This window comes from Bacillus proteolyticus (assembly GCF_001884065.1).
GTDB classification, from domain to species: Bacteria; Bacillota; Bacilli; order Bacillales; family Bacillaceae_G; genus Bacillus_A; species Bacillus_A proteolyticus.
Map to the genome: position 1 here is coordinate 1 of NZ_MACH01000057.1, position 758 is coordinate 758.

Genomic DNA, 758 nt, shown 5'->3' on the forward strand with positions numbered 1-758 from the left:
TTGGAATACAGGGTTCAAGCCGCTTAAAGTATTTTTATTATTTCCACTGTCTACTTGACAGGGAGCTGTTCATCTTTTTTCAAAATGGATTCCTTTTGTCTTTTATCAAATAAGGATTTGTAAAGCATTTCTGATTAAACTTCATTCTAAATCTACACTAAATGCTTAAGTTGATGGGCATGGGGTCACATCACATCGCTATCAAGCTAAGCTTATGCAAAATCAATTTTAGGCGAGATTGTTTCTTTTTTCTAAAGGGTAAGTGTAGGTGATTGAAAGATTCGCATACGAAATAAACCCTAACGGGTTTCACTTTTTTGAATTAAGCGGCTTGATTATCAGACATGGTACATTTGTAAACGACACCTAATATATCAAAGACCGTTTTTTTCTCATATCGATGAGATTTCCGCCCGTTTAGCTGTAGGAGATTGAACAGGCGAAGTAACACCTTTGATAGCTCTTGGGTGTTTTTTTGTATAGTTTGGAATAGAAGAAGAAAATAGTCTTTAATCATATATATGGCTTTATACTCACTAAGCTCTCGTTTTTTCTTCATGAGGACCAATTGGCGCATTTGAAACATGATAGAAGAACAGAGTAGGATGGCAATCAATTGACCATACAAATGGCATTCCAATCGTTCTGGTTTTATCTTTTTACAATGATGAATTTGAAAAAATGATTTCCACGTTTTAAATAAAATTTCGATTTGCCAACGCAAAGAATACCAGTCATGTACCTGTCCCATCGGGACA

The 758-nt window shown here is 35.1% G+C and carries 1 protein-coding gene; it reads right to left on the reverse strand.

Annotated elements, in window-relative coordinates:
* Positions 1-322 precede the first annotated feature (322 nt).
* The coding region (locus BAQ49_RS09580) for a transposase (RefSeq protein WP_131802713.1) at positions 323-758 on the reverse strand (436 nt) is incomplete at its 5' end.